Genomic DNA, 24,769 nt, shown 5'->3' with positions numbered 1-24,769 from the left:
CGGTTCTGGATCGCCAACCCCTGATGGAACAGACTCCTGGCATCGCCTTGCCGCCGGGCCGCGTATCGCGTGACCCAGCGGAGTCCGGTTGCCTCTCAACGGATTTACCAACCCAGCCGTACGCGCCGTGAGGCGCTGCGTTCATTTGCGATCATCCTGATCCGGGTGAAGTGTCCATTTCGCACCGTCGGGTGTGTCGGTCACGCCGATACCAGCAGCGACCAGACGGTCTCGCACTTCATCTGCGGCGAGCCAGTCCTTTGCTGCGCGGGCGGTGTCGCGTTGCTCGAGTTGGGCGGCAACCAGTACTTCGAGTGCATGGCTGGTGACGTCGACCTTGTCGGCTCCGCGTCGGTCCCAATGCGGGTCCAAGGGGTCTACCCCGAGAATGTCGAGCATCTTGCGCACTTGTGCGGCGATGTTGGTGGCTGCGGCCGTGTCGTTGCTGTCGAGTGCCTTGTTGCCTTCGGTAACCAGGTTGTGGATCTCGGCCAACGCCTTGGGTATTGAGAGATCGTCGTCCAGCGCAACGCCGAACGCGCCGGTCCATTCACCCGGTGGCACGTCTCCCACGATGTCACGGACCTTGTGCACGAAGGCTTCCAGCCGTCGGTAGGCGGCGGCGGCATCGTCGAGTGCTTGCTCGGAGTACTCCAGCATGGAGCGGTAATGCGCGCTGCCGAGGTAGTAACGAAGTTCCACTGCGCGCACTCGGGTGAGCATGTTGGGTACCGAGAGGACGTTGCCCAGTGATTTCGACATCTTTTCTCCGCCCAGGCTGACCCACCCGTTGTGGAGCCAGTAGCGGGCGAAACCGTCTCCGGCTGCTCGGGATTGGGCGATCTCGTTTTCGTGGTGGGGGAATATCAGATCGATTCCACCGCAGTGGATGTCGAATTCGGCACCGAGGTAGGTGGTGGCCATCGCGGAGCATTCCACATGCCAGCCGGGCCGTCCGGGGCCCCAGGGCGACGGCCATGTCGGCTCACCGGGTTTCGCGGCCTTCCATAGCGTGAAGTCGCGCGGATCGTGTTTGCCCAATCCGGCGCTCTCGCCTTGCTGTACGTCGTCGAGCTTGTGCCCGGACAGCGCACCGTAGTCGGCGTAGCTGCGAACGTCGAAATACACGTTGCCGCAGGCGGAGTAGGCGTGGCCGGCGTCGATGAGTCGCGCCATCAGCTCGATCATCTGGGTGATGTGCTCGGTCGCACGGGGCTGCACGGACGGTGGCACTACACCGAGTGCGTCATAGGCGCGGTCGAACGCGCGTTCATAGGTGGTGGCCCATTCCCACCAGGGGCGTCCGGCGTCGGCGGCTTTGTCCAAAATCTTGTCGTTGACGTCGGTGACGTTGCGGACGAAGGCAACCTCGTAGTCGTTGGCCTGCAACCATCGTCGCAGCACGTCGAAGGCGACTCCGCAGCGCACATGCCCGATATGCGGTTCGCCCTGCACGGTGGCGCCGCAGAGGTACACCGACGCACGGCCAGGGGTGATCGGGGTGAAATCGCGCAGGGTCCGCGTCACGGTGTCGAACAGGCGCAGCGTCATGGCCGAGGATGTTACCGGTGCTATCACCGGTCCGTCGCTGCCATCGGTGAATGCCGAATCGTGTTCTCGGGTGCGGAAACTGGACCGTTGTCATGGTCGCCCGCCCACCATTGGCGGCCTTCCGGTGGAAGGGTGTCGAGTGGGTCGTAGAACTCGTGCAGGCGGGTCAACGCCTCGGAGTCATCGGCTTCTGCCATGGTGCGATAGTTCTTGGACCAGTACGAAATTCCACGTATCCGGTCGTAGTAGCACGGCTGGTGCACCCATCGTTTGCCGACGAAGGGTACGTCACACACGATCCGCGGGGTTGCGAAGCCTGGGAGATAGCCCATGATGTCCAGTTGCAGGGCCTGCGCTTGGGCTACCGAGGTTCGCCAGTGCTCGCTGAACGGGATCATGTCGCACATGTAGATGTAGTACGGCATCACTGCGGCCTGGTCGAGCAACGCGAAGGACAAGTCGAGCAGGGCCTGCGCGCTGTCGTTGACCGATCGCAGCAGCACTGCCTGATTGCGAATGTCGCGTAACCCTGCTTCCAAGAGGCGACGTGCCGCAGCACAGACGCTCGGGGTGATCTGCTGGGCCGCGTTGGCGTGAGTGTGCATTGACAGCTGGACTCCGCGAATGTGTGCGGTGAGAGCCAATCGTGCGAGACCGGAGACAACGTGCTCGTCGGCCCAGTGCTGGGGCAGGCCGATCAGCGCCTTGCTCGCCAACCGAATGTCGCGGATGGAATCGATTCCCAGCAGGCTGTTCACGAATGCTTCGACCCGCGGCCACGGCATGTTCGCGAGGTCTCCGCCGGAGACCACCACGTCCCGCACGGTCGGCGTCGTTCGCAGATAGGTGAGCATCGCGTCCAGTCGCGCTTGTGGTTTGAGGGTGAAGCCGGTCTTGCTGATCTGCGCGGTGGAGGTGCCGACCAGATCCATCCGGGTGCAGTGTCCGCAGTATTGCGGACAGGTGGACACCACCTCGGCCAGCACTTTGGTCGGATACCGGTGGGTCAAGCCCTCGACCGCCCACATATCGCGCTCGTGCAGCGAGTCCCGTTGAGCGCGAGGGTGGGACGGAAAATCGGTACGTCGGTCGGAGAATAGCGGCAGCATGTAGCGCCGGACCGGATCTCGGAGGAAGGCGTCGGTGAGGCTCCCGGGTCCACTGACCGGGGTCTCGGCGGCGATCGTGTTGACCATGTGAGGGGTGATCAACATCGACATGGTCGCGCGCTCGCGTTGATCACGTGCTAGATCGTCGAAGAAGGAGTCGTTGACAAGGTCTGCGGTGACGTCGCGGAGTTGACCGAGGTTCTTGAGGCAGTGGGCTCGTTGCCACTGCGGCGAATTCCACTCCTGCGCAGTCGTTTTACGCCAGCCGGGAAACCGCCGGTGGTCGGGCTCCTGCGTGGTTCGCCGTCTGTAGGAGTATGGCTGGAGCAGATCGGGAGACATTCGTCCTCGCAGTGCTATCTCTGGGGTAGGCACGTGTCCGTCGCTAGTGGCGCTTGGCTGCGACGGGTATCAGCTGTCGGTGACCTGGTTGAGCAGCCGGGCAGCTTCGTCGGCGCGTTGATTGATGGTGGTTGCGAGAGAGTCGATCTGGTCGGTGAAGAATCCGTCAGCGCCGATCAGTGCGGCTTCGGCCGTTCCCAATCCGCTGAACAGTCGTGAGGCGAAGCGGTGGTTGGCGGTATGCCGGTGTCCGGAAGCGTCGAGAATCTTGTCGATCGACACGGCATGGTCGCGGGGGTGCCAGATGTAGCGCCGGAGCCGGAAGCGCAGCTCGACGGGGCCCAGTTCCCACCATGCGGAACGGATTCCGAGTTCATCGTGGGTGATGCCGGAGTAGTCCTGTGTGTTGCGCAGATGCACGCGCTCATACAGCGCCAGCAGCTCGTGCAGACTTTCGTGGTTGCCCGGCGGTTCACCGTGCTGAGCAACAGTGTCGGAAGCCGGAACGGCTTGTGGCGGTAGCGCTTTGCGGCCTCGATCCAGGGCGTGCAAGATCTGCGGCCGGTAGGCCCACCATTCCGCCATGATCACATGGGCCAGGTTTTCACGGATGGAGCGCTCGGAACGCAGCGGTGTTCGGTCCAGCAACGCGTCCGGGACGCCGACGAACAGCGACTGGAATTCGCGGTACGCGAACCGGTGCTGGCCCAGCAGCCGGTACGTGTCGGTGAATTGTGGTCCATGCTTTGCCCGTTCACGCTCGGCGGTGACCGCGAAATCGCACAGTTCTTGATAGCCCTGAAGGACAACTTCACGCAGACAGTCCGAGTACCACTGCCAGTCGCCGGCCCCAGGCTTGCCGACCCAGTCCTTCATCAGAAGCTCGTCAGGCACTGCGGCGACAGTCTGGGCGAAGCGCTCGACCGCGATCGCGAGGGGAGATGTCGTCACCTGACGATGACGGTCCCACGTTGATTCGATCACGCCGCCGCTGCGGGCGACTTTGCGCCACCGTGTGGCTTCCTCCACCGTGACGCGATCATCACAGTGACGCGTGATCGCCTCGTCGAAGAGCCGGATCGCCTCGCCGTGCTTCTTCTTCCGCAGCGCCGCTTTGCCCCGTCCGACGAGCAACTGAGCTTTGAAGCTCTCCGGCGTCAGGTGACCAGGCGTGTCGTGGAAGACGGTCTGGTAGCCGACGGACAACCGCGTGCGACGCGGTGCCCCGTTCCATTCGTGGTATCGCGTCTGGTCGGGTGCGAGCAATTGGATGGTCGGCGACCAGATGTAGATGTGGCTATTGATGATGTCCGTGGCCGCCTGGTCCGGAGCGGTAGTGACAACCCGAACAGGGAAAGTGTGCTCGGCAATGTCGCGGGCAACGTCGGGATCGGAGTAGATATTTCGATCATGACTCAGACAGCCGGAGCATTCCGGTGAGTGTAAATCCAGAAGGACCGGCTTGTCTTCGACATCAGATCGCTTCAATAGCGTGTGAAAATCGTGTTGATTTGCCCATTGAACTATCAATTTACTAATCCATTCGGCGTGAGTCCGTTGCGGACGCTGTCCAGTGGCCGGAGTCGATCGGTGTTGTCTCCTTCGAGTGCGACCGATCGAGCGCCTAATGCGCCGTCCATTGTCTTGTCGCGAGTTGCGTAGCAGGGCAAGAGAATTGGCGAAAGAATCGAGAATCTCTTGGTGATTTCGTTCAACGGTGTTGTGGCGGCTCGTCCCCGCTGCCTTCTCCAGATCCTGTGACGGCGGTGGGTTCGTTTCCTGCGCGCCGTTCGGGGTGCGCCGCACGGAATCGGGCTATCACGCCGTCGATTTCGGCTTGAGTTCCCGCATTCCCGGGTTGCGTTCGTAGCTCGCTGATGATGTCGGCCAACGTGCCGGGGTCCGCGCGGCTGGCATCGCGCAAGATGGCTTCCACCTCGACGTGACTGTCCCGCGAGCGTGCTCGGCGAGGAATCAGGCGTCGTCCGTTGTCGTTCACATGCCACCTCCAGATGGGATGTCATCTCCTGCACTGGTTTTCGGGTGAGTTGTTCGGTGTTCACCAACCGTCGCATTCGTACCGGCCCTTGACACCTGCCTGACAGTGCGAGAGCCGTCCGATTCTTGGGCTACTCTGACCTGCGGTTTTCGCGTAAGCGCCGGTCTTGCCCATCGCGATGGGTAATCTGAGGGCTGTGCAGGTTCCGGGTGTGGAGGACTGGGTGCCGTGGAAGCTTCATCGGGGCAGTCGAATCCGAGCGCGCAGATGATCCAGCCCCCGACTCCGCAGGCACGTGGCCGGGAGATGGCCGCCGTCGGCAAGAAGCTCTGGACCACCCTGGGATCGGTCACGCGCGCAGCGACAGAGTTGATGGCCCTGTATCAGGATGTGCCGAGTCTGCAGGCATACCGATACGCCGCCGGCCTGTCGCAGGACCACGCCGCTGAGAGGTACAACGCGAGCACCGGCAACCAGACCAGCCTCGGCGGCACCTCCATCAATGCCTGGGAAACCTGGGCACGCGGGCGCGGACGCGGCTCACCACCCTCGTTATCGAGCATCTTGATCCTGTGCGCCGCGTACGGCCGGGGCCCCTTCGGTGTGGCTGAGGAGAATATTTCGCCCACCGAGCTGATCGCCGAAGCCTACGAACACCTACCGATCGAGGACCAACTGTCCCTCAAACAGTTCACCCTCGGCCCCCAACCCGAGCCTGCGCACCGGCCGCCAAGAACAACCGTAACGTCTCATGGACTACTCGCAACCCCGTCGGGCAGATCGACCGGTCAGGTAGGCGAGGAGTTCGTACTGTCAGTGCCGACCGTCGAACATGGCAATCCCGATATCTGTGTCTTCGCCCTGCCCAACCCACGTCCAGGCCAGCTGTTGGATCTGACCTGGGAGACGTTCGGGTACGGGCTGGAGCAACTTTCGGTCCAGATCAAGAATGTGGGACGACGGCTTGATGTCGATGTGTGCTTCGGTGTGAACGAGGCCGGCCTCGTCATGGCAACCTTCATGGCGTCATCTCGGTTCTCGCGCTGCAAGATCGGCTACCTGCGCTGCAACAAGATCCGCGACGGCATCGACCTCGATGAGGCATCATTCTTCCCCGATGCTCCAGACACCCCTACGATCGTTATCTGTGATTTCGAGGTCAAACACGCCGACGTCGTCGGCTACCTCGCTCGTCAGCTGCGTGTGAGGTACCCGAACGCCGAACTGTACTTCGCGGTATTCGGTGCAATGACCAAGAGCCGCGGCCTTACGGTGGAAAGCTTCGACGACCTGACCGGCGCGAAAATCATGCGCGCCGCCGGTTTCGAGGCCATCTTCATCGCCGCCACCATGAACCCGCCGGGAATCGAACCCCCTATGGAGCTGCGATGACACAGTCGAAAGGTGACCCGCAATGACCACTGGGGCAACGAACACCGAACTGGCACACCACATCGCCGACTTGGTGCGCCAGATGATCACCGAAATCCGCCCCCGCCTGATCGACGCCGCCCTGACCGGTCACCGGGCAGAGAACGAGAACCTGCGCCACAGCGACAACTTCCTGTCCGACTACGACCTGTGGATGCACCACCGCTACAAAGAGCTACTGGCACAAAAGATCCCCTCGTTCGTCTACGCCTCTGAGGAAGCCGATCCCGAGGTTATCGGCCCCGACCCGGACCCCGACCTGTGTGTGCTGGTCGACCCGCTCGACACCAGCGAGCTGGCCGTACGCGGCCTGTACGGATACACCCACGTCCTGATCTACTCACGTGCTCTGGCGCGGCCCGTCGCTGCGGTGGTCGGCGACATCTTTCACCACATCCAGATCTACCTCGCGGCCATGGACGACGCCGGAAACGACCGAGCACTCATGATCACCGCAGACGGTGCCCGATACGCTCTCGACCGGCCATCGCAAGCCTCACTGTCGGACGCATTGGTCACCAACTACCTCATGCGACCTGCCCAACGATTCCAGCCATTGGCCGGGCAGCAAGAATTTCTGAAAGCGTTGAGCGCTCCGGCCGGGAACGGAAAATCGAACGGGCGTATCGGTGTTGATTTCGGCTCGATCGGCTTATGTCACGTCGCGGCCGGATTCTCCGATGCCATGATCGAATTCGCCAAAGGTTTTGCAATCTGGGACCTTTCGCCAGGGCACTACATCCTGCACGCCGCAGGCGGTATCGTGACTGACCTCGACGGCAGAGATATCCCACTGGACTACCGTTTGAACTCGATGTCCGACATCAACAAAGCCATGAACACGCGTCAGAAGTTCATTGCCGCCGGAAACGACAACCTGGCTCGCGAAATTCAGTACACGTTGCATACGTGAATCACAGTGTCCGGCATGGTCGGGTTGTGGCTGCGGAAAAGCCGGATCATCGGTGTAAGGGGAGTGATATGGCGGAACTTCGAGTGGCAGTGGTGGGATACGGGCTGGCCGGGTCAGTGTTCCATGCACCACTGATCGCCGCCGAACCACGCATGCGCTTGGACGTGGTAGTCACCTCGTCGGCCGAACGCGCCGAACAGGCGCGCCGGGAACATCCGGGGGTACGGGTCCTCGCCTCAGCCGGGCAGTTGTTCGCTGATCTCTCCGGAATCGATCTGGTCGTGATCGCGACACCCAATCGAACCCATGCCTCGATCGCGCTGGCGGCGATCGAGGCCGGGATATCGGTAGTGGTGGACAAACCGTTCACCGTCACCTCGGCCGAGGCCGAGCAGGTCATCGCTGCGGCCGATCGGCGTGGGGTGGCGTTGTCGGTGTTCCAGAACCGACGGTGGGACGGCGACTTCCGCACCGTCCAAACCTTGATGGCGAACGGCCGCTTGGGGAAGGTACGGCGATTCGAGTCGCGGATCGAGCGGTGGCGACCAGTGGGCAAAGGCGGCTGGCGTGAGCTCGGTTCAGCCGCCGACGGCGCCGGCTATCTCTACGACCTCGGCAGCCACCTCGTCGACCAGGTGCTGACCCTGTTCGGCGCGGTCACTGATGTCTACTGCGAACTCGACCGCCGACGTGCCGGAGTGCAGGCCGATGACGACGCGTTCCTTGCCCTCACCCACGCTTCAGGCGTCCGGTCTCATTTGTGGATGAGCGCAGTATCAGCACAGATAGGCCCCCGCTTCCGTGTTTTGGGATCCGAAGCCTCCTTCGTCCTACACGGTTTCGACCCACAGGAAGCGGCTCTGCGCGCCGGCCGACGCCCAAATAGTGAACATTCCTGGGGCACAGTCGAACCCGACTGTTGGGGCCAGTTAGGGACAGACGGCGATACCTGTCGGATTCCCACCGAGCCCGGCGACTACCCTGCGTTCTATCGCGCGATGGCCGACGCCCTCTGCGACGGCACGTCGGTCCCGGTTGATCCCCACGACGCGCTCGAGGCACTCAGGATTCTGGAGCAGGGATTCAGCGCCGCCGATCGAACCGTGACTCGGCGGCGATAGCTGGTGGACTGGCGGCGACTGCGCCGTTCGCCAAACCGGTTGCGGGTCGCGTAAATCACATGCATGCTCTCGCACGGCGTGGATCTTCAGGTCCAGAAGATCGGACGGAAATCGGAATTCAGGGGTGGGATTGATGAGTTCTGCGATGCGGTGGGCGGGCGCGGTCGCGGTGGCCGGGGTTGCGGTTTCGATCGCACGGCGTACGCGGGTGACTGCGACAGCAATACCTGCCTTCAGCCAGGTACCGGCACCGTCGCCTGACCCGGAGGACATCGATGAGAAGGTGGCCAATCAGATTATCGCTCGGATGCAGGCGCAAGGTCGGGCGCAACTGCAGGCTATCGCTGGAACCGCGGCGTCGCTGGTGCTCACTGCGCTGCTGGCCGCTTGGCTTTTCGCGGTTCCGAGCACAGTCCGACAAGTCACGCTGCCAACGCAATTCTGGGTGTGGGTTCCCTTGGCGTGGACGGCCCTCGGCGGCCGGTTCTCGGGTAGTCAGACCGTTACGTTCAACGCCGTGATGCTCGCCTTGTGCGGAAGCCTCACCGTGGCGTTAGCCGCCGGCAAGTCGAACCTGCTGACCACTCGTGACCAGGTCATATCTCACACATGGCGACTCCATCTGGAGCTGGCGGCCAACGCGGCCGCCACGGCCGCCGTGGTGGCCGCCGTGTTGTGCTGGGCAGGTCCACTGACCCACGACAGCGTCGGCCCGAATATCGCCGCAGCAATGATCACGTTCCTGGCAGTCCTTCTCGTCACCGCAATCCGCCAGGAACGCAACCCCATCACCGACGCAGCCGCCATCCGAAACTATCGTGCCCGATTGAAGACGATTGATACCCGCCGTACCGAAATCGCAGTTCCCACACTCATTGACAAAGACTCGGGCAAAGTAGCCAAGCCCTCGACTAGCACGCTGATCGTGCGCGGCCTGACAGGTGGAACCGTCCTCGGATTGCCGGTAGCCCTTGCCACTGCAGTCATCGGCGAAGGCGCCGACGCGCTTACCCGGGAGCACCTCATGACCTGGCCGAAGATGATCGGGCTCGTAGTCATGTTGTCGCTCACCGCGGGCATTACGGCGTGCGCAATGGGCGCGAATACCGCACAGAGGTGGTCAGCGAACCGTACGAGCTGGCCAGCGAATGGCCGACGCTGGACAACCGTCGGCGTACGGAGTTTAGAAGTGGGCTTTTTTGTTCTTGTCACCGTGGTCTACGGGCAGGGGCGAGCCGCTTCGACCATCATGCTGTTTGTGTTCTTCCTCGGCACAGGAACCGTGATCAGGTCCGCAATCGCACAGGGCCGACAGCAGCGCGACCAGCGATGGATCGCCCGAAGAATGAGCGAACCTCTGTGGCAGCGTGTGCTGTGCAACCTGCAGCAGCTGGAAGAGGCGACACAGACGGAACTCGACGACGCACAGACATCACTGCGCGCCTCCAAGAGACTCGGCTCCAGCCCCGCCGCGAACCGTGCCGACCTGGCGCGGCAGTGAACAGCATTGTCGAGGTTCGGCGCGGTCGGTGTGCCGAGTGGAACCCAGGTTTCAGGGGCCCGCCCAAACGATGAGGCGTCCTCCCGTCATAGCGCCGACGGCGTGTTCCGCGCGACGGTGGCCGGTGGTGGGACCTGGACCCGTACGGCCTGCCAGCCACCGACCCACACCTGCTGCGATTCCTCCGCAAGCTCGACAGCGTCCTGTTGCCGGAGACGCGCCGGTGAGCGTGTTGGTCGTGACTCGTGGGATTGCTCCAAGATCATGCATCTCGTTCGGTGTTTGATGCACGATTTGTGATGCCCAGGCCCCGGAGGTGATCGCAGACGGTGAGCAGGTGTTCGCGGACATTTCCGAACGAGATGGCGTAGGCGGGGAAAGCTCCGGGGATGAAGGCATCGTCGAGCAGTGCGCGGACCTTGCCGGTGCGGGTGTCGATTCCATAGACGCGCCCGTCATATACGGAGAAAGGGACAATGGGTAACTGGAGTATGCGTTCGCGGACAGGAGGTTTCGGAGGTGGGGGTCGGTCACCTTCGCGGGCTGCTTGTTCGGCGAGGTAACCGAAGTAGTCGTCTTCGATGGTTTGGGCGCGAGTGAGGGCGTTGTGCCAGTGGGTGCCCTCGCGGATGTCGTCGACGGACAGGACATGGCCGAGCATCGGTTCCGGGGTGCAGAGTCCGTCGGTGATCGACAGAAGTTCCCGATGTTCGGGATGCAAGGCGCCAGCGAGGTCGGCATCGAGTGCGTCGAGGGAGGCGCGGGCTGCGCCGGGATTCGGCTGCACGGGCTGGCCGGGGTACGCGGCGTCGCTCAGGTCGATGATCCTGGTGATGATGTCACTGAAGCTGGGCGGATCGATGCGGATGTCGCGTCCCCAAGTCTCCGAATGGGGCCCGAACACCGCCTGATCGGTGAAATAGACGATCTGGCCTAGCTCTGCCACCAGATAGGAGTACAAGTCCGGCCAGATGCCGCCAAAGTCAATGAAGAGGGAGAAGATGGATCCGGCCGGGCCTTGGGAAGTGTCCCGCAGGAGCATGCACAGGCGGTCGGCGATCGGCAGGTAGCTGCTGGCGTAGTCGTCGGGTATTGCGAGATTTCGTGCGGTTTCGGGTCCGATGTCATCGACAAACCAGTGCAGTGATTCGACTGCTTCGTCCCAGCGTGGCCCGATGCCCAGGTCACCGGTTCCGAGAAGGTCATTGTAGAAGTCGTATCGGTCCCAGCCGTTGGCGATCGACAGGAATTCGCGATACTGCGGGTCCAATCGGAAACCGAGCCGGTTCTCGGCGTCGCGAAGCTGTTGCTCGGTGGCTCCGATTGCCGGCTGTATCAGCGGGTGCTGCTCAGGATCAGCGGCGGCGCGGCGCCGGTGTTGCTCAAGCAGGTCATCGTGTATTTGGCGCCAGACCTCATCCCCAGCGGGTTCACCCATGGTGCCTCCTCGCAGGAACCTCACCTCAATCCCATTGTGGCAATTTCTCTGCAAACTTCAATGGGATCGGTGGCATCACATGCCGCGGCGGGGTCTACCGGGTGAGGCGGGTTTGATGCGACGGCGCGCGTCTGCGGCGGTCTTTCGGGGGGCCGGTGAACGTGGTGCGGGTGCGGTCGGCGGCGTGGTCGGGGTCGGGGCCGGGGGTGTGGTTGCGGATGTTGTGGCTGGGGTGCGTGGTTGCGATTGTGCGGTGTCGATTCGTGTGCGGAGTTCGCTGGCGCAGTCGGCGAGTTGTTCGTCGCGGCCCGGGTAGTAGGGGATCGGCCGGAACTGACCGGGGTAGGGGCTGTCGGTGAGGGCACGGAATGCGGCTGCGTCGGTGGGTTCGGTGTTGGGTAGATGGTGGTGGATCCATATGTCGGCGCGGTCGCGTAGCTCGCGTGCGGGGTCGCTGGCGAGGAGCAGGGAGGCGCCCAGGTCGTTGTAGTTGTCGGTGGTGATGGCTGCGATCAGTGTGTTGGTGTCGAGCTGGTGGGCGTCGGCGAGGGCGATGGTGTCCAGCAGGGCATTCCAGTGTCGGGAGTTCACCGCTAGCCGGTGCAGGACCGCAGGCATCGCGAGGTAGAGAGCGCGATCGGTGTGGGTGTCAGCGAGTTGTTTGACGTAGTCGTGGTAGTCCGAATGCATGCGCGCCAGTCGTTCCGCGCTGACTGGTGGAGGCCGGCGATCGGTATCGGCTTCCGGCAGGGTTCCTGGTTCGGTGGTGAGAGTTTCAACGGAGTTGAGCCGTGCGATAAACGCGATTGGATCGTAATTATTGGTCGCAGTGAGGTTTTCGGTGTGCCAGGCAACGGCACTGGGAAGATCCGGGCGCCCGATTTCGTCAGAGTTCGGGAGATTGTCGGGCGAGGCAGGCGGTACATTCTGGCGATTTTCGGTGTCGGGGAGAGTGGTGTCGGCGTTCGGGCCCAGAAGCCTTCGCCGAAGTTCGTGTGCGTAGTCGCGCAGTGTGGTGTCGATGCCGCGCCATGGTGTGGGCACCGGCAGGAACGGGCTTGGGTAGGGGGCATCGCGCAAGGCGCGGAAGCGTTGTGCGGCAGGTGTGGTCAGGATCGGCAGAGCGTTGAGTCGTGCGATGAGGTTCGTGATGGCGGAAAAGTCTGTCGTGGTGAGGGTTTCGACAGGGGCAATGGTGATCGGGTTGGGGATGGGTGAGAGTCGTTGTTGGATCCAGCGGTCGGCGCGTGAGCGTAGTAGGGCGGCGGTGTCGCGGGCGGTGACCAGTGATTCGCCGAGGTCTTCGAGGTTGTTGGTAGCGATGGCGGTGACGAGTGCGCCGGTGTCGAGTCGATGTGCGTCGGCGAGTGCGATGGTGTCGAGCAGATCCTGGTAGTTTGGCGAGTTTTTGGCCTCGTGGAGGAACACAGCGGGGAGTGCTCGGTTGAGTAGATGCTCGGCGCGTGCATCGGCCAGGAGTTGGTAGGCGTGCTGGTAGTTGACGCGAATGCGGTGGTCGGCGGCGGTTTGTTCTTCGCGCATGATGTCGGTCGCGGAGCGGTTGTCGTCCTCGCGTGCCAGGACACGGGCGAAGCAACGGAAGGGCTCCCCCGGGTCGTCGGGTTGTTGGTCGCCGGAGATGTCGATGAGGGCGTCGGTGGCGAGGAAGAGTTGATTGAGGTCGGTGCCGCGGGTCAGGCCCACGTAGGCAAGTGCGCGACCGAGGGTGTCGTTGAGCAGGGTGTAAGCGTGGCGGACGGTGATGCCCTGGGAACGGTGGATGGTCGAGGCATAACCGAGTTCGACCTGTTGGGTCACATAGTCCGCTGGCAGGGTGACATGCCCGCGGTGGTCGATTCCGGTGACGGTGATCGACCCGTCGGTGTGGATGGCATGGATGGACCAGAGGTCGCCGTTATCGACCTGGGTGTTATGGCGACGCCCACCGAGAACTTTCAGGAACGGCTTGTTGAGACGGGTGACGACGGTGTCGCCGAGGTACCCGGTGTGGCGGTCGGACAACAGGATTGCTCCGCTGTCGGCGCGGACGCGACCGGCGGCGAGGTGGCTTGTTTGGGCGGCGGCGTTGAGTGCTGCGACGTCGAGAAGGGTCGCGGCGATCATGACCGAGGAGATCCCGGCGTCGGCATCGGCGAGGTGCCGCGACAGGATCTCTGTGCGAAGTTGGTCGCTGAGGCCGTGGGTGACGCGGCCATGACTGTCGTAGAACTCCCACGCCTTATTTGCGTTTCCCGCCCGCACGGCCAGGGTTGCTTCGGCCTCTTCCGGGTCGGCGAAGCGCACCAGTTCTGAGAGTTCGGGTGAATGGTTGTCACGGGCGATCGTGCGAATGATGCCGCCGGATTCGACGGCAGAGAGTTGTTCGGGATCGCCGACGCCCCGGATGATCGCGCCGTGGGTATCGGCGAGGGCGAGCAGGTCATCGAGGTCGAAGGTGGCGGCCATAGCGGCCTCGTCGACGAGCAGCATCGCCCCGGGCGTGATCCCGGTTGGGACACCGTGGTCGGCTTGGGCGAAGAGTTTATGGATGGTCCGGGCCGGAACACCGAGACTGGCCGAGAGCTGACGGGCCGCCGACGCCGAGGGTGCCAGGGCGATAACATCACGCCCGCTCTCGCGCCAGGTGGCAGCGACGGCCGCCATGGCGGTGGTTTTGCCACTGCCGGCGGGTCCGATCGCGACAGCGAATTTCGTTGCGGCCGTGCACAGATAACGCGCGATGACACGCTGCCCGGGATTGAGAACACGTCCACCACCGCGTTGGATTAGTGCGATGGCCGCGTCGACTTTTCGGGCGGGAACGGTGACGGCGCTCGGGGTGCGGGCGGCATCCAGGAGTCGGGTTTCCGCATCCAGGATAGCCCGGCTGGTCCAGCGGGCGGTGCCGGTGGCGGTGAAGATGCTTTCCCCCGAGGCGCGGGCCATGGCGGCGGGAACCGGATCCGGGTCGATGGTCAGGAGAATCGAATGGTGATCACGCACGGCGACGGTGATCGCTTCCACGGCCGCGCGGTGCGCGGTATCGCTGACGAAATCACACAGTCCGACCCGGTCTTCGACGGCGGAACGGATATTGGCTTCGGTCCAGGTGGCGCGGCGCCGTCCCACCGTGTCGGTGACCTCCACCGCGATCCCCTCCGGGTCGTAAATTGTGCGGCGCCGTACGAGACATATGGCGTCGATGCGGTCGAGCAGCGACTCCTCCGGGTCGGATGCAAACCGCACCGACAATGTTCGGGCGGCGCCTGCGGTGGCCTGGGGTGTGCTGAATTGGAATCGGCCGAGTTGGTTAGTGATTGCTTGCTGCAGCTGTAGCGGTGTGGCGGTGAGCAGTTCGGCGACACCGCCGAGGCCGACACCGATCTCGACAATGGCGTCGTCGGGATCGAACGGTCGGGGTGCGTCGGGATGGTTGTGGGCCCACAGCAGGTCATCGACGAACTGTTGCCCACTGCGGCCGCGGCCGAACACACAGCGGAACCGGGCATCCCATTCGCCGATCATCTGCCGCAGCGCCTTGGGTAATGGTTTGCCCGCACGGGTTTGCAGAGTGGCCTGCTGGGCGAGTTTGTACTGGGTGACCTTGCTCGGGGTGCAACCGTGGCTGCTGCGGTAGTCGGCGACGAGGTCCTCGAAGCGCGCGAGGATGTCCTCGCGACGGGAGAATTCGGCGACCATGTCCTCGCCGACACCGACCACTTCCAGGACGGGTTGTTTGCCTCGGCCGCGGGTGCGTTCCTCGAACCGTAACCCCATGCGCCGCTTCAACTTCCCCACGATCGTCGCGTTGTAGCGGCACGAGAGCGACACCGTCGCCGCGTACAACGCACGCGCATCCAACGCCGACCACTTGCCATCGGAGCCGAGAACCTTTCCCGAAATCACCGCATGCGTGTGTGGATTCATGTCCCCGGCGCGATTGTCGAAGTGGGTGAACGCTGCGATGATCAGCCCGGTCGCATCGATCTGCCTGACCCCGTTCGCGCCGCGGCGGGTCACCGCATACCGGGATTCGGCGAATTCCAGGACCTCCCGCACGGCCTCGAGATGGCACTGCCAGATCTCGCGGCGCACCGTATCCGAACCCAGGCCCCACAGGATGCTGATGGACTTCTGTGGGGTGAACACGTTGTCGAACCCGGCCACCGCCTTGCGGGTCTCGGCTTTCTCGGCGGCGAGTGCGTGGTCGATCTCGGCGCGTCTGGGAGCGCGGCCGAGCACGCTGGTGAGGTGTTCGCGGGCGGCATCGGTGCGCAGGATCGTGCGCTCGTCCCAGTCCGGGCGCCGCCGCTGCACGAAAGTGAACTCGGCCAACTTGCGGTCGAGAATGTCGCGAATCGGTGAGGGTTCGGTGGAGAATTCGTAGAACATTCGGCCGATCTGCGCGGCCTCGATGGCTTGCTTCACGGTCTTTCCATCCGCTATTGCAGTGGCAATGATGGTGTCGGCGTCAGGATTCAAACCCTCGCCGAAGAGCGCTTTCATCTGCGCCTCGGTCACCATTCCCGACAGGCCGAGTTCGGCCGCGCCCCGGCCCATCCATATTCCGGGCGGAGTGCCGTGCTCGGTGTAATAGTCGGTGAGGTCGCGGGTGCGATCTCGCAGGCGATCTCCGCTGGCCACTTGCCTGGTCAGGTACTCGTAGCCGTCTCCGGCGTGTAAGCGGTGAAGGGTCATCACCTCATCGAAAATAGCGCGGAATGTAAACTTAAAAAAGACATTACCCGTGAGTAGCATTGGAAATGCAAGAGGTGTGACGGAATGAAGAATAGAACCCATATGGGAAGTGGGAGAACGGAACTCGGAAGGTTGAGGAAAGGGTTCATGAAGGGGAAAGTGGGAGGTGGATATGGGAATAAATGAAATGGAAGTATTCAACTCCTGAGTGCGTCGCCCTCCGAATGCGAGCGTGCGCCCGGGAGGGGGTCGGAGAGGAGGCGCGATGGGAGACAAGACGACAGCGCGTCAGTGGGCGCGGACGGTGACGACGCGGCTGCTGGCTGAGCAGGTGCAGTTGGTGCGAGCGAACGAAGCTGATCTGGCGGAGTTCCGCAAGCAGCACGGCCGATGGGAACGGACAGAGCAGCGGCGGGAAGTGGCGATCGCCGCAGTGAATGCGCGCTATCGGCAGAGCGAAGCCGAAGCCGAAGCGAGCGCGGGAGCCGCCCTGGGGCGGCTACATACGCGCGGGATGAGCGAAGCCCAACTGTGCGAAATCACCGGTCTGAGCGCGTCACGGGTCCGCCAGCTACTGCGCTGTGGGCAGCGCACGGGCGCGGGTTCACCGGTAGGAGTCGCGCTCGACGTGGACGAGAGCGGAGCGCGGGATGACACGGCGCAGGCCCGGCAGCGCGAAGATGCACAGGGCGACACGGGAATCCCAGACGCCGTGCTTGACCACCGACACCCAGTGCCCGGCAAGCCAGACGAGCAAAAAACCGAGCACCAGCCAGGACAGTTCGCCCGGGATAGCGCGCGCCGGGGTGATAACGATCGCGAGCGGTGAGTCGACGATGAGAAAGAATCCGACGACCCGGGCGAGGATGGGGAACACCCACCACAGCACCATCGCCGCCAGGACAGCGACCGCCGCCAGCCAGATCAGGCCCATGAGGCCACTGCTTCCGCGGAGTGGGTGTGGCAGGTATCGGTGTACTCATCGCACGCCGATACCTGCTGGTAGATAGCCGGATCGGGGAATTGGGCTCGATCAACACCGTTCGACGCGAGGGAGCCGGTCGTAGAACTGGACGAGTCCGATCAGCCGCTCCTCGTGCGCGCACAGGGAATGGATGTCGGCGGCATCGAGCAGATCGTCACGGGCCAGAGTGAGCTCTTGCACGCGCAACACGAGCGCCTGGTTCTCAAATTGGACAGCCTGCAGACATGCAGTCAGTGCAACAACGAGCAGGAGCAATGCGTCGAGGTCTCGGCCGCGGTGACCGGCTGGAGTGGGCAGCGAATCTGTTGGCGGGCACGGGTGGTGGGTTTCATGGGCGGGCATCGGGGCCACCTCCGAACGGATGCGAGAGGAAACCGAGTCCGCCCCACCGACAAACGGCGAGGCGGACTCGATGGGGAACAGCGGCGGTGCACCCCGCAGGGTGCACCGCTGATGAATGATCAGAAGTCGGGCTGGTCCCCGGCTCCCGCGGCCACGAGGGGGCGCTTGCCGCGGCGAGCGGGTTGCTCCTGCTGCTCGGCCTCCTCCGTGGTCTGGACTTCGACGGCGGTGAAGCGCAATGAGGCTGCGATGTCGTCGATCATGACTTCGGTGATCCATTGGGTGGCGCCGTTGCGGTCCTCGTAGCTGCGCTGGCGCAGCCGCCCGGTCGCGATGACTCGCGTGCCCTTGGTCAGGCTGGCGGCGACGTGGTCGGCCATCTCGTTCCACACGACGCAGCGCATGAACGCGGCTGCGCCGTCGCGCCATTCGCCTGAGGCGCGGTCGTAGACGCGGGAGTTCTGGGCGACGGTGAGGTTCGCGACGACCTGGCCGCTGGGCAATGTGCGGTGGTCGGGGTCTGCGGTGAGGTTGCCGACCACGGTGACGATGATTTCTCCAGACATGACAATGCACTCCTGAATTGCGAAGGGATGAGGGAAAGCCAGACCGCTGCGCCCTCCGAAACCTCGATCACGGTGAAATCCGTGATCGGGTGGTGTCTCGGAGGGCTGGCGATCTGTGGCTTCGCCATCAGGGGTGGGCCGGGCCCCGGAGGGGCCGGCGGGGGTTCTGCGGTGCGGAATGCGGATCGCCGCGCTTTTTGCGGCGACCGGAGCGCAGCGCCGGCTCGTCCCTATTCCGCACCGCAGGTTCATCGGCGGGTACCCGGCCCGCCCCTGATCCCCTGGGGGCAGATCGCCGGGACTCCGGGAAACACCCGATGATCAGCTCGCCCGTCTCCCCTCTCTATTGCCTCAGCGAGAAGTCATGGGGAGAGGGACTGAAGCTGGACCTAGATGATGGGCCTGACCCGGCGCGGGTGATCGCCGTCTCGGAGCTCCCAGTCGCCGTGGCTGTCGCAGTAGGCGGTGGAGAGCCAGCGCCGGATTCCCCAGCGCTCCATATCGATCCACCGAGTCGCCGGATTGGTGCATCCCATCTGGTAGCAACCGGCGGTGCCGTCGGGTAATCGGTCAAAATGTTGCACGGTGCTCTTGCTGGTTCCTTTTCCCATGTTGATTCCTCGTCTAATGCGGTAGCGGATGGGCTTCGCGCGGGTTCGCTGGTGGCTCAAGCGTTGGTTGTCGCCGCGGGGAGGCTCCGGGGTCGGCGCGCGCCGATGGTGAAGCCGCTGGTGATGGTTCGCTCGATCTCCCGGGCAGTGAACTGGTGATGTCCGATGTGCACTGCCGCGGCGGCAGCGAGGACCTCGTGCGCGTGGTGCTGGTCGAGTGCGCCTCCGGCGACGAGACGGCCGAGTGTGAACGCCGCCCGGAACAAGGCGGTGTTGCGGGTGCCGGGAACGGCGGCAGTGACCTTGCCGGTCTCGGCGCTGAGGATGGCGCGCAGATACGCGTCCGGATGAGCCGGTGGCGCACCAGGTTCCGCCGCTGGCGCAGGTGAAGGGGGAGGTGTGAGCATTTGCAGGATCCACGGGGGCAACTCGCGGGGGTGGCGGTTGGTGAGGGCTCGGTAGTCGCCGTCGTTGGTGTGTGAGCCGGCGGCGACGACGTATCCGCCGTGTCCGCGCGAATCGATCCCCGGTGCGATGAGGGCGGCGGTGTTGGGCAGGAGCAGCCCACCGGGCATTCGGTAGTAGAGGTGGCGGCCATTCGGTGTGGCGACGGTATAGGTCAGCAGGGTTGCTCGGACGCCGCTTCTGGTGGCGAGCTGGTAGAGCGCGGCGGGGCCATCGAGGCCGCGGTGGGTGTCGAGATCGATGACGTGCAAACCGGAGGGGCCGGTGGCGATGGCGACGTTATTTCTGCAGTGGTGGGGCCAGAAGTCTCTGATGCGGATTTCGTCGGTGGTGGCGCGGTGCGGCCAGTCCTTGATCGCCGGGACCTTCGAGTGGGGTTGCAGTGGGAAGACGTACCAGCCCCGCATGGCCGCGGACAGGGCGGCGTCGAGGAATCGATTCGCGGACAACGGAACTCCTTTCCAGGAGAAAAGGGGCGGGCAGGCTCCGGAGACGAGGGAGCCTGCCCGCCCATTGCGGGTCGGAGGTTCAGGAGTCGATGTCGATGGTGTTGGGATCGACGTCGCCGGCTGCCGCTTGCTCGATGGGTGTGAGGGCGTGGCCGTGGTTGGCGAGGAAGTGCAGATAGTGAGTGACAAGGCCGTCGGTGTATTGCCAGGCGTGCTTGGTGGTCCGGACCTCGTAGGCGCCCAGTACCAGCGCGAGGATGATTGTCTGGCAGCGTTGTGCTTTGGCCGACTCGATGCTCGTCAGTAGGGCACTCGCGCCACCCTTGAGACCGAGCAGTCCGTGAGCGATTCGGTCGGCGTCGGGTCCCAGGAGCAGATCGGGCTTCTCGGTGAGTGATTGGGCAACGAATGGCCACACCGTCTGCGGCGGAGCCGTTTTGCGGGACAGGAACCGGGTGAGGAACTCGCGGCGTGCTTCGAGCGCGGCCTGGCCCTGCTTGTTGAGTTCGTCTCGGCGATGACGCGCCGCCGCCTCCTGGGCACGCACCGCTTCCGCTGCAGCCCGGGCCGCTGCTGCTTGTTCGGCCGCTGCGCGGCGGCGTGCCTCGATATCGGGATGGGCAGTGCCGGCAGGATCGGGCTGTGCGTCGGTGCCGATGTGAGCATCGTCCGCGGCCGGCTCGGCAACGTCGCTCGCCTGGCGAAATCCGGACTCGTCGAGCCGGTCAGTGCGCAGGTAGTACTCCGGTGCCCACAGGTACCCGCGTTCGACACTGTCGGCGTGGCGAAGCCCCTCAGCGGCAATCGCATTCGGTTGTCCCTTGGTGGTGGGGTCGATGCTGTCGGAGTCCACGACGTGCCCGGTGTCGGGGTCGATGAGTACTTCGACGTCCGTGGGCTGGCAGTAGACCGTCCACAGCATGGGAGTGGCGTGAATCTGCGCAACGCTGATCTCGGTGCCGTCGCTGGTGCACAGGCATTCGGCGGCGAGGAACCGGTCGTCGGCATGGGGGTCGGTGCTGTGTACACCGAAGCCCTGCGTGGCGTAGAGCAGCGATTCACGGAACCGGTCGCGCGATTCGTCGCGTTCGACGACGATGCGGCGGACGTGATAGGCGAACATCGACCGGGGTGCGGCGAGCAGGCGCGCGACCGCGTCGGTGTCCTCGACGTTCTCGTACACCGCGAGGACCGCGGCCTGCTCGAAATCGAGTTGGTGGGCATCGATGGCGTCGCGGGCGGTCTTGCTGCGGCCCACCGCGACCGCGAGCTTGACCTGTTCACGTCGTTGCCCGATCTCCGCGCTGATGCGCGTCAGGGAGGCACCGAAGTCGAACATCCGGGTCATCCCCGCGGCGCGGTCACCGTCGGTGAGCGCGATCCGGTGATCGTTGACCGAGATCTGCTGCGAGGTCCGGCGGATCTCCCGTTCGGCCGCGTCGGCCTGCGGCGCGGGCGTGATCCAGACCGGTACCTTGCCCACCTTGAGCTCGATCGCGATCAGCGCACGGATCTGGCCGTCGACAACGGTGATGGTGCCGTCGGATTCTCGGTGAGCGATGATCGGAATCTCCACCCCGCGTTGACGAATCGATGCCGTGACTTCGGGGTGATCGTCGAGATCGAAGGTCTTGCGCACGTTCTCATCGATGACCAGCTGTGTCGGCGGCAGGAACGCTGCCTGAGCGGCAACCGGACTGCCGAGATCTTTGGGGGTATCACCGGAGTCGGCTGGTGCGGGGTCGTCGGTGGTGTGAGCGGTGTCGATTGTCGTGGCGGTCATTGAAACTCCTGTCGAAAATGCGACAGGCGGGTACCGGCCCGAGAATGGGCCGGTACCCGCCTGAAAACGGAAAGGGTGGTCGAATCAACGAATCCTGCTGTCAGGCAGGAGGTTCCCGTCGTGAAAGACGAGGATTGGGAGTGAGTGTTACGGCTTCTTGTCGCGGGTGGCGACGTTGATCGGGTGCAATGACCAAACCCTGTCGTCGGCGCGGACAAACAGCCAGTACTTGCCCAACCATTGCGGTGTACCGGCGCGCCAGGCGGCGATGGTTTGTGCGTCGAGGTGCGAGACGGGGCCGGCCGATCCGAAATGCCGCTCGTGCTCATAGTCCTTGCGGGACAACGTGTCGATCATGGAACGAACCTCCTGATATGAGAAAGGGCGGGATCCACGACAATCAGTCGCGACGTCTCGCCCAGGGGGAAATCGGTTAAAGCTGTCAAGAAGTGTGTTAGCTGTAGTGGAATTACGTTCCGGGGCAATGCATTTGATGTCAGACCAGACTCATGGCCTGGAAGGCGAGATCGTCGAGGGTATTGGCGCGGTCGGCGTCGCGAATGGTTTGGGAGTAGCTGGTGACCGCATTGGCGACACCGGCGGCCGTGAGCTGACCGCCGGCGATGAAATGCGACAAGATCCCGGCGCGTTCGCTCTCGCTGAAACCCAGTCGCTTGGACAGGGTTTCGAGGGTCTTGTCCGGTTGGGTGACCGGTGCGCCGGCGGCGTGTTCGAGTTCCTCGACCCGGGCGGCGAAGAACTCTGGCGACAACCACTCCGCCACACGGTCACGGGTTTCGGCGGTGATGACCGCCAGCTTCTTGCGCAACGTGTCCTGCGACCAGGACACCGTCCCGGTGTCGAGGCGTTCACCGACGTGGCGGTGGGTGTGGGCGAACAGGGGGATGGTCAGCCCGTTGCCGCAGATCTGTACCACCAGTTCGGGGGTCAGCCGGACGGCGTGGTGGCCGGTTTCGTCGTTGCTGAACCGGAATCCGGCGAACACCACCGGTTCGCTGCCGGGTTCGTATCCTTTGCCTTCGCGGGCGGCGAGGGGCCGAATGCGGTCGAGATCGCCTGCGACACGGCGACGTTCGGCCTCGAGCTCGGGGTGGGCGAACGCGCTGCGATAGTTGGCCAGGAACCGCGGTGCCAGCGCCGACATCTGCGGGGAATACACCTTGCAGTGCATCCTGGAATCGGTCAGGTCACAACCGCGGATCTCGGTGTCGGCCCCGGCGCCGCGGATGCCCTCGAGCACTGCGGTAAGCACGTCGAGGTTGTCGATGATCCCGTACCGATCCGACACCATCGCGCGCAGCACACCGGGTTGATCTGGGCGCGGTGGGGTGAACAAGCGCAGCAGAAACGACCGGTCATCGGGTTCGGGCAGGTCGGTGCCGGTGGGGCCGTGCAGCCACCCGTTGACGTTGCCGTCGAACAGGTCCAGGCGATCGTGCTCGCGTAACCGGCGCAGGTAGCGCACCGGGATACCGAGCTTGTCCGCGATCTGCCCGTCGGCCGCGCCGGTCGGACGATAGAGGCCATCGACGCAGGCGACACCGCGCTCGTCGACGACCGGGCCGATCCCGAACAACTCGACCATCCCGCCGGTGGCGCGAATCGAGGACGCGGACGCAACAACGTCGACCTTGGCGGCCTGCTGCTCCTCCAGCAGAGGCACCAGATCCTGCAACGACAAATGACGAACGTAGCTATCTACAGGCATGAGACTTGCTTCCTTTCACAGGGATTGGATCAATCACGGGTAGAGCGGAGGGCTGCCGAGGTGCGAATTGGCACCTGGACCGTTCAGGAGACGGTCTTGCTGCGCACAGCGGCCAGCAGCGCGTCTGCTGCGTCGGCCGCACCCCGGGCCTGGCGGTACTGCAGACGGGCGATGTCTTTGCGCATTCCGGCCAATTCCTGTGCGCGCGAAGCTCGATCGCATCGCTGCGCAGCTTGCTCCTGCCGATACTGCGCGACCCGCAGGTCGGTGAGGAACCGCAGCGACAACGCGGTCAGCACTGGAGCCACCGCCTGCTGGATGTGAGCGGGTTGATCGGTGAGCAGCCGACCCACCTCGACCACCAGATGGCCGGGTTCACCCAAACTGAGCATCGGTGTTCCGGGCTGGTGATCGCTCCAGTTCGGGTGGAATGCCGCGGTGCTGACCGGTGCCCCCAGCCAGCGGCCGTGCACCGAGAGCCCGAAGAACCGGAACACGATCTTCGGGCGGCGCTCGTACCCGCTGTTGCCGGGCACGGTGTGTTCGGTCAAATCGACGAACACGCGCCCGCTGAGAGGGGCCTCGTCGGTGGGTTCGATGCTGTAGCAGGTGCCGAGATCGGAGGAGTTCTCGTAGGTATCCTCGACGAAGGAAGGGATGGACATGGTGGACGGAATCCTTTCTGGTGGAGTGGGTTTCACTTGGGTTGAGTCACTCAGTGGCATCGGCTGGCTCAGGTGCCCACGACACGAGGGTGTGGCCGGAGGACAGATCGGTGATCTCGATCGACTCGACCGTTTCGCCCTGCGCCCCGTTGTGCGCGAGGATCTGATCCGGGGTCGGGGTATGCGCCGTGCACGCATGCGCGACGGTGACGAACGGGACCATCGATCCGCGGACGGTGACCCGGGTGGCAGCGAGGACACCCCGGCCGAAATGCTCGGCCAGCTCACAGCGCGGTGGCAGTGCCACAACGACTTTCGCGCCGGCAGTGAGCTTGTGCAGCGCGCGTTCGTCGCGGGTGATCCACCATCCGCCTGCGTGGCGGCGCACCACGAAGTCGAGTGGAAGTCGTGCGGTGAGGGCGCGGGCACCGTCGGCGGTGAGCGGGCGGGACACCACCACGTGGACCTCGTCGCCGCGATCGGTGACGGTGAACGCGGAATCGATGGTGTAGGTCGCCGAGCGGCGCTCCCGCCGACCACCAACGGAGTCACGTGTGAGAGCCCCACCGGCCGAGACCCGGCGGGCCGGGCCGCCGAGTTCACGTCGCGCTGCTGCGGCGAGTTGCGCCGACCAGGCCGATTCGGAGAGCGGCGGATCATCGCTCGAACGAGACAGCGTGACGTGCAGCAGCGAACCTTCCCGGTCCACGACCACGGTGCTGCCCTGCGGATTTCGGTATCCGGACATCGGAAATCTCCTTGAAAGCGAAGGGAATTCACCAGCCGACCCAGCCGGGTACGAGACCGGGCGGTGCTGGATCGGTGGTGGGTGAACGGTGGTGATCGGCTGGCGTGGGCCCGGGCGACATGTCCACGCCAGCCGACGACAAGGCACCCAGAACCGACCACACCCGCAACGGCGCCTGGTGCTGCGCGCGTCGTGCGGGTGTGGTCGGTGGGGCGCTTCACGCGGACACCGGCGGCGGGAGTGGGCGGTCAAGCCGTGGCACCGACGATCGGTGCCGTTTCTGTGACGGTTGATGCCGGCCGGTGCGTGGCTCGGTGCGGCTT

19 protein-coding genes are annotated in these 24,769 nt (G+C 64.1%); 4 read left to right on the top strand and 15 right to left on the bottom strand.

Going from position 1 to position 24,769, the window contains the following annotated elements:
- Positions 1 to 141: 141 nt before the first annotated feature.
- From cysS to JWN03_RS16135, 3 genes are all read right to left on the bottom strand, one after another.
- Entirely contained in the window at positions 142 to 1,551 is a 1,410-nt protein-coding gene (cysS, locus tag JWN03_RS16145) for a cysteine--tRNA ligase (RefSeq protein ID WP_297615292.1), read from the bottom strand.
- Positions 1,552 to 1,574: 23 nt separating this feature from the next.
- Positions 1,575 to 3,002 (bottom strand): KamA family radical SAM protein, encoded by a 1,428-nt coding sequence (locus tag JWN03_RS16140; protein WP_297615291.1) that lies wholly within the window; start codon positions 3,000 to 3,002, stop codon positions 1,575 to 1,577.
- Between the two features lie 69 nt (positions 3,003 to 3,071).
- The gene (locus tag JWN03_RS16135; protein ID WP_297615289.1) at positions 3,072 to 4,808 is read right to left on the bottom strand and encodes a DinB family protein; all 1,737 of its coding nucleotides are present in this window, start codon (positions 4,806 to 4,808) and stop codon (positions 3,072 to 3,074) included.
- A gap of 499 nt (positions 4,809 to 5,307) precedes the next feature.
- Between JWN03_RS16135 and JWN03_RS16130 the strand changes: the two genes are divergently transcribed.
- From JWN03_RS16130 to JWN03_RS16115, 4 genes are all read left to right on the top strand, one after another.
- Positions 5,308 to 6,393 carry a helix-turn-helix domain-containing protein gene (locus JWN03_RS16130; RefSeq protein ID WP_297615287.1) on the top strand — a complete coding sequence of 362 codons (1,086 nt, stop codon included), beginning with the start codon at positions 5,308 to 5,310 and terminating at the stop codon, positions 6,391 to 6,393.
- An 82-nt stretch (positions 6,394 to 6,475) separates the two neighbouring features.
- Complete coding sequence (locus JWN03_RS16125; protein ID WP_297615285.1) at positions 6,476 to 7,345, top strand: inositol monophosphatase family protein; 870 nt, start codon at positions 6,476 to 6,478, stop codon at positions 7,343 to 7,345.
- 68 nt (positions 7,346 to 7,413) lie between these two features.
- A complete protein-coding gene (locus JWN03_RS16120) occupies positions 7,414 to 8,466 on the top strand; it encodes a Gfo/Idh/MocA family protein (protein WP_297615283.1) in 1,053 nt (350 codons plus the stop codon).
- A 133-nt stretch (positions 8,467 to 8,599) separates the two neighbouring features.
- Entirely contained in the window at positions 8,600 to 9,967 is a 1,368-nt protein-coding gene (locus tag JWN03_RS16115; RefSeq protein WP_297615281.1) for a hypothetical protein, read from the top strand.
- Between the two features lie 262 nt (positions 9,968 to 10,229).
- Here JWN03_RS16115 and JWN03_RS16110 read toward each other — a convergent pair whose 3' ends face one another.
- The 12 genes from JWN03_RS16110 to JWN03_RS16055 all read right to left on the bottom strand — a co-directional run bounded on the left by JWN03_RS16110 (position 10,230) and on the right by JWN03_RS16055 (position 24,446).
- Positions 10,230 to 11,405, bottom strand: a complete 1,176-nt coding sequence (locus tag JWN03_RS16110) for an SMI1/KNR4 family protein (RefSeq protein ID WP_297615279.1) — start codon at positions 11,403 to 11,405, stop codon at positions 10,230 to 10,232.
- A gap of 75 nt (positions 11,406 to 11,480) precedes the next feature.
- The gene (gene mobF, locus JWN03_RS16105; protein ID WP_297615277.1) at positions 11,481 to 16,103 is read right to left on the bottom strand and encodes a MobF family relaxase; all 4,623 of its coding nucleotides are present in this window, start codon (positions 16,101 to 16,103) and stop codon (positions 11,481 to 11,483) included.
- Positions 16,104 to 16,707: 604 nt separating this feature from the next.
- A complete protein-coding gene (locus JWN03_RS16100; RefSeq protein WP_297615275.1) occupies positions 16,708 to 17,037 on the bottom strand; it encodes a hypothetical protein in 330 nt (109 codons plus the stop codon).
- Positions 17,038 to 17,136: 99 nt separating this feature from the next.
- Entirely contained in the window at positions 17,137 to 17,430 is a 294-nt protein-coding gene (locus tag JWN03_RS16095) for a hypothetical protein (protein ID WP_297615274.1), read from the bottom strand.
- A 119-nt stretch (positions 17,431 to 17,549) separates the two neighbouring features.
- Entirely contained in the window at positions 17,550 to 17,996 is a 447-nt protein-coding gene (gene ssb / locus JWN03_RS16090; RefSeq protein ID WP_297615273.1) for a single-stranded DNA-binding protein, read from the bottom strand.
- Positions 17,997 to 18,385: 389 nt separating this feature from the next.
- Entirely contained in the window at positions 18,386 to 18,607 is a 222-nt protein-coding gene (locus JWN03_RS16085; RefSeq protein WP_297615271.1) for a hypothetical protein, read from the bottom strand.
- A gap of 56 nt (positions 18,608 to 18,663) precedes the next feature.
- Positions 18,664 to 19,521: a bifunctional DNA primase/polymerase gene (locus JWN03_RS16080; RefSeq protein WP_297615269.1), complete on the bottom strand. Its 858-nt coding sequence runs from the start codon at positions 19,519 to 19,521 to the stop codon at positions 18,664 to 18,666.
- Between the two features lie 79 nt (positions 19,522 to 19,600).
- Positions 19,601 to 21,304 carry a ParB/RepB/Spo0J family partition protein gene (locus JWN03_RS16075; RefSeq protein ID WP_297615267.1) on the bottom strand — a complete coding sequence of 568 codons (1,704 nt, stop codon included), beginning with the start codon at positions 21,302 to 21,304 and terminating at the stop codon, positions 19,601 to 19,603.
- Positions 21,305 to 21,451: 147 nt separating this feature from the next.
- Positions 21,452 to 21,661 (bottom strand): hypothetical protein, encoded by a 210-nt coding sequence (locus JWN03_RS16070; RefSeq protein WP_297615265.1) that lies wholly within the window; start codon positions 21,659 to 21,661, stop codon positions 21,452 to 21,454.
- A 139-nt stretch (positions 21,662 to 21,800) separates the two neighbouring features.
- Positions 21,801 to 23,033, bottom strand: a complete 1,233-nt coding sequence (locus tag JWN03_RS16065; RefSeq protein ID WP_297615263.1) for a hypothetical protein — start codon at positions 23,031 to 23,033, stop codon at positions 21,801 to 21,803.
- A gap of 83 nt (positions 23,034 to 23,116) precedes the next feature.
- Complete coding sequence (locus JWN03_RS16060; RefSeq protein ID WP_297615261.1) at positions 23,117 to 23,698, bottom strand: hypothetical protein; 582 nt, start codon at positions 23,696 to 23,698, stop codon at positions 23,117 to 23,119.
- Between the two features lie 46 nt (positions 23,699 to 23,744).
- Complete coding sequence (locus JWN03_RS16055; protein WP_297615259.1) at positions 23,745 to 24,446, bottom strand: hypothetical protein; 702 nt, start codon at positions 24,444 to 24,446, stop codon at positions 23,745 to 23,747.
- Positions 24,447 to 24,769: the final 323 nt, after the last annotated feature.

It is taken from the genome of Nocardia sp. (assembly GCF_025465275.1).
Taxonomy (GTDB): Bacteria; Actinomycetota; Actinomycetes; order Mycobacteriales; family Mycobacteriaceae; genus Nocardia.
Note: the sequence above shows the minus strand (reverse complement) of the source record. Positions and strands in the feature narration are given on the sequence as shown.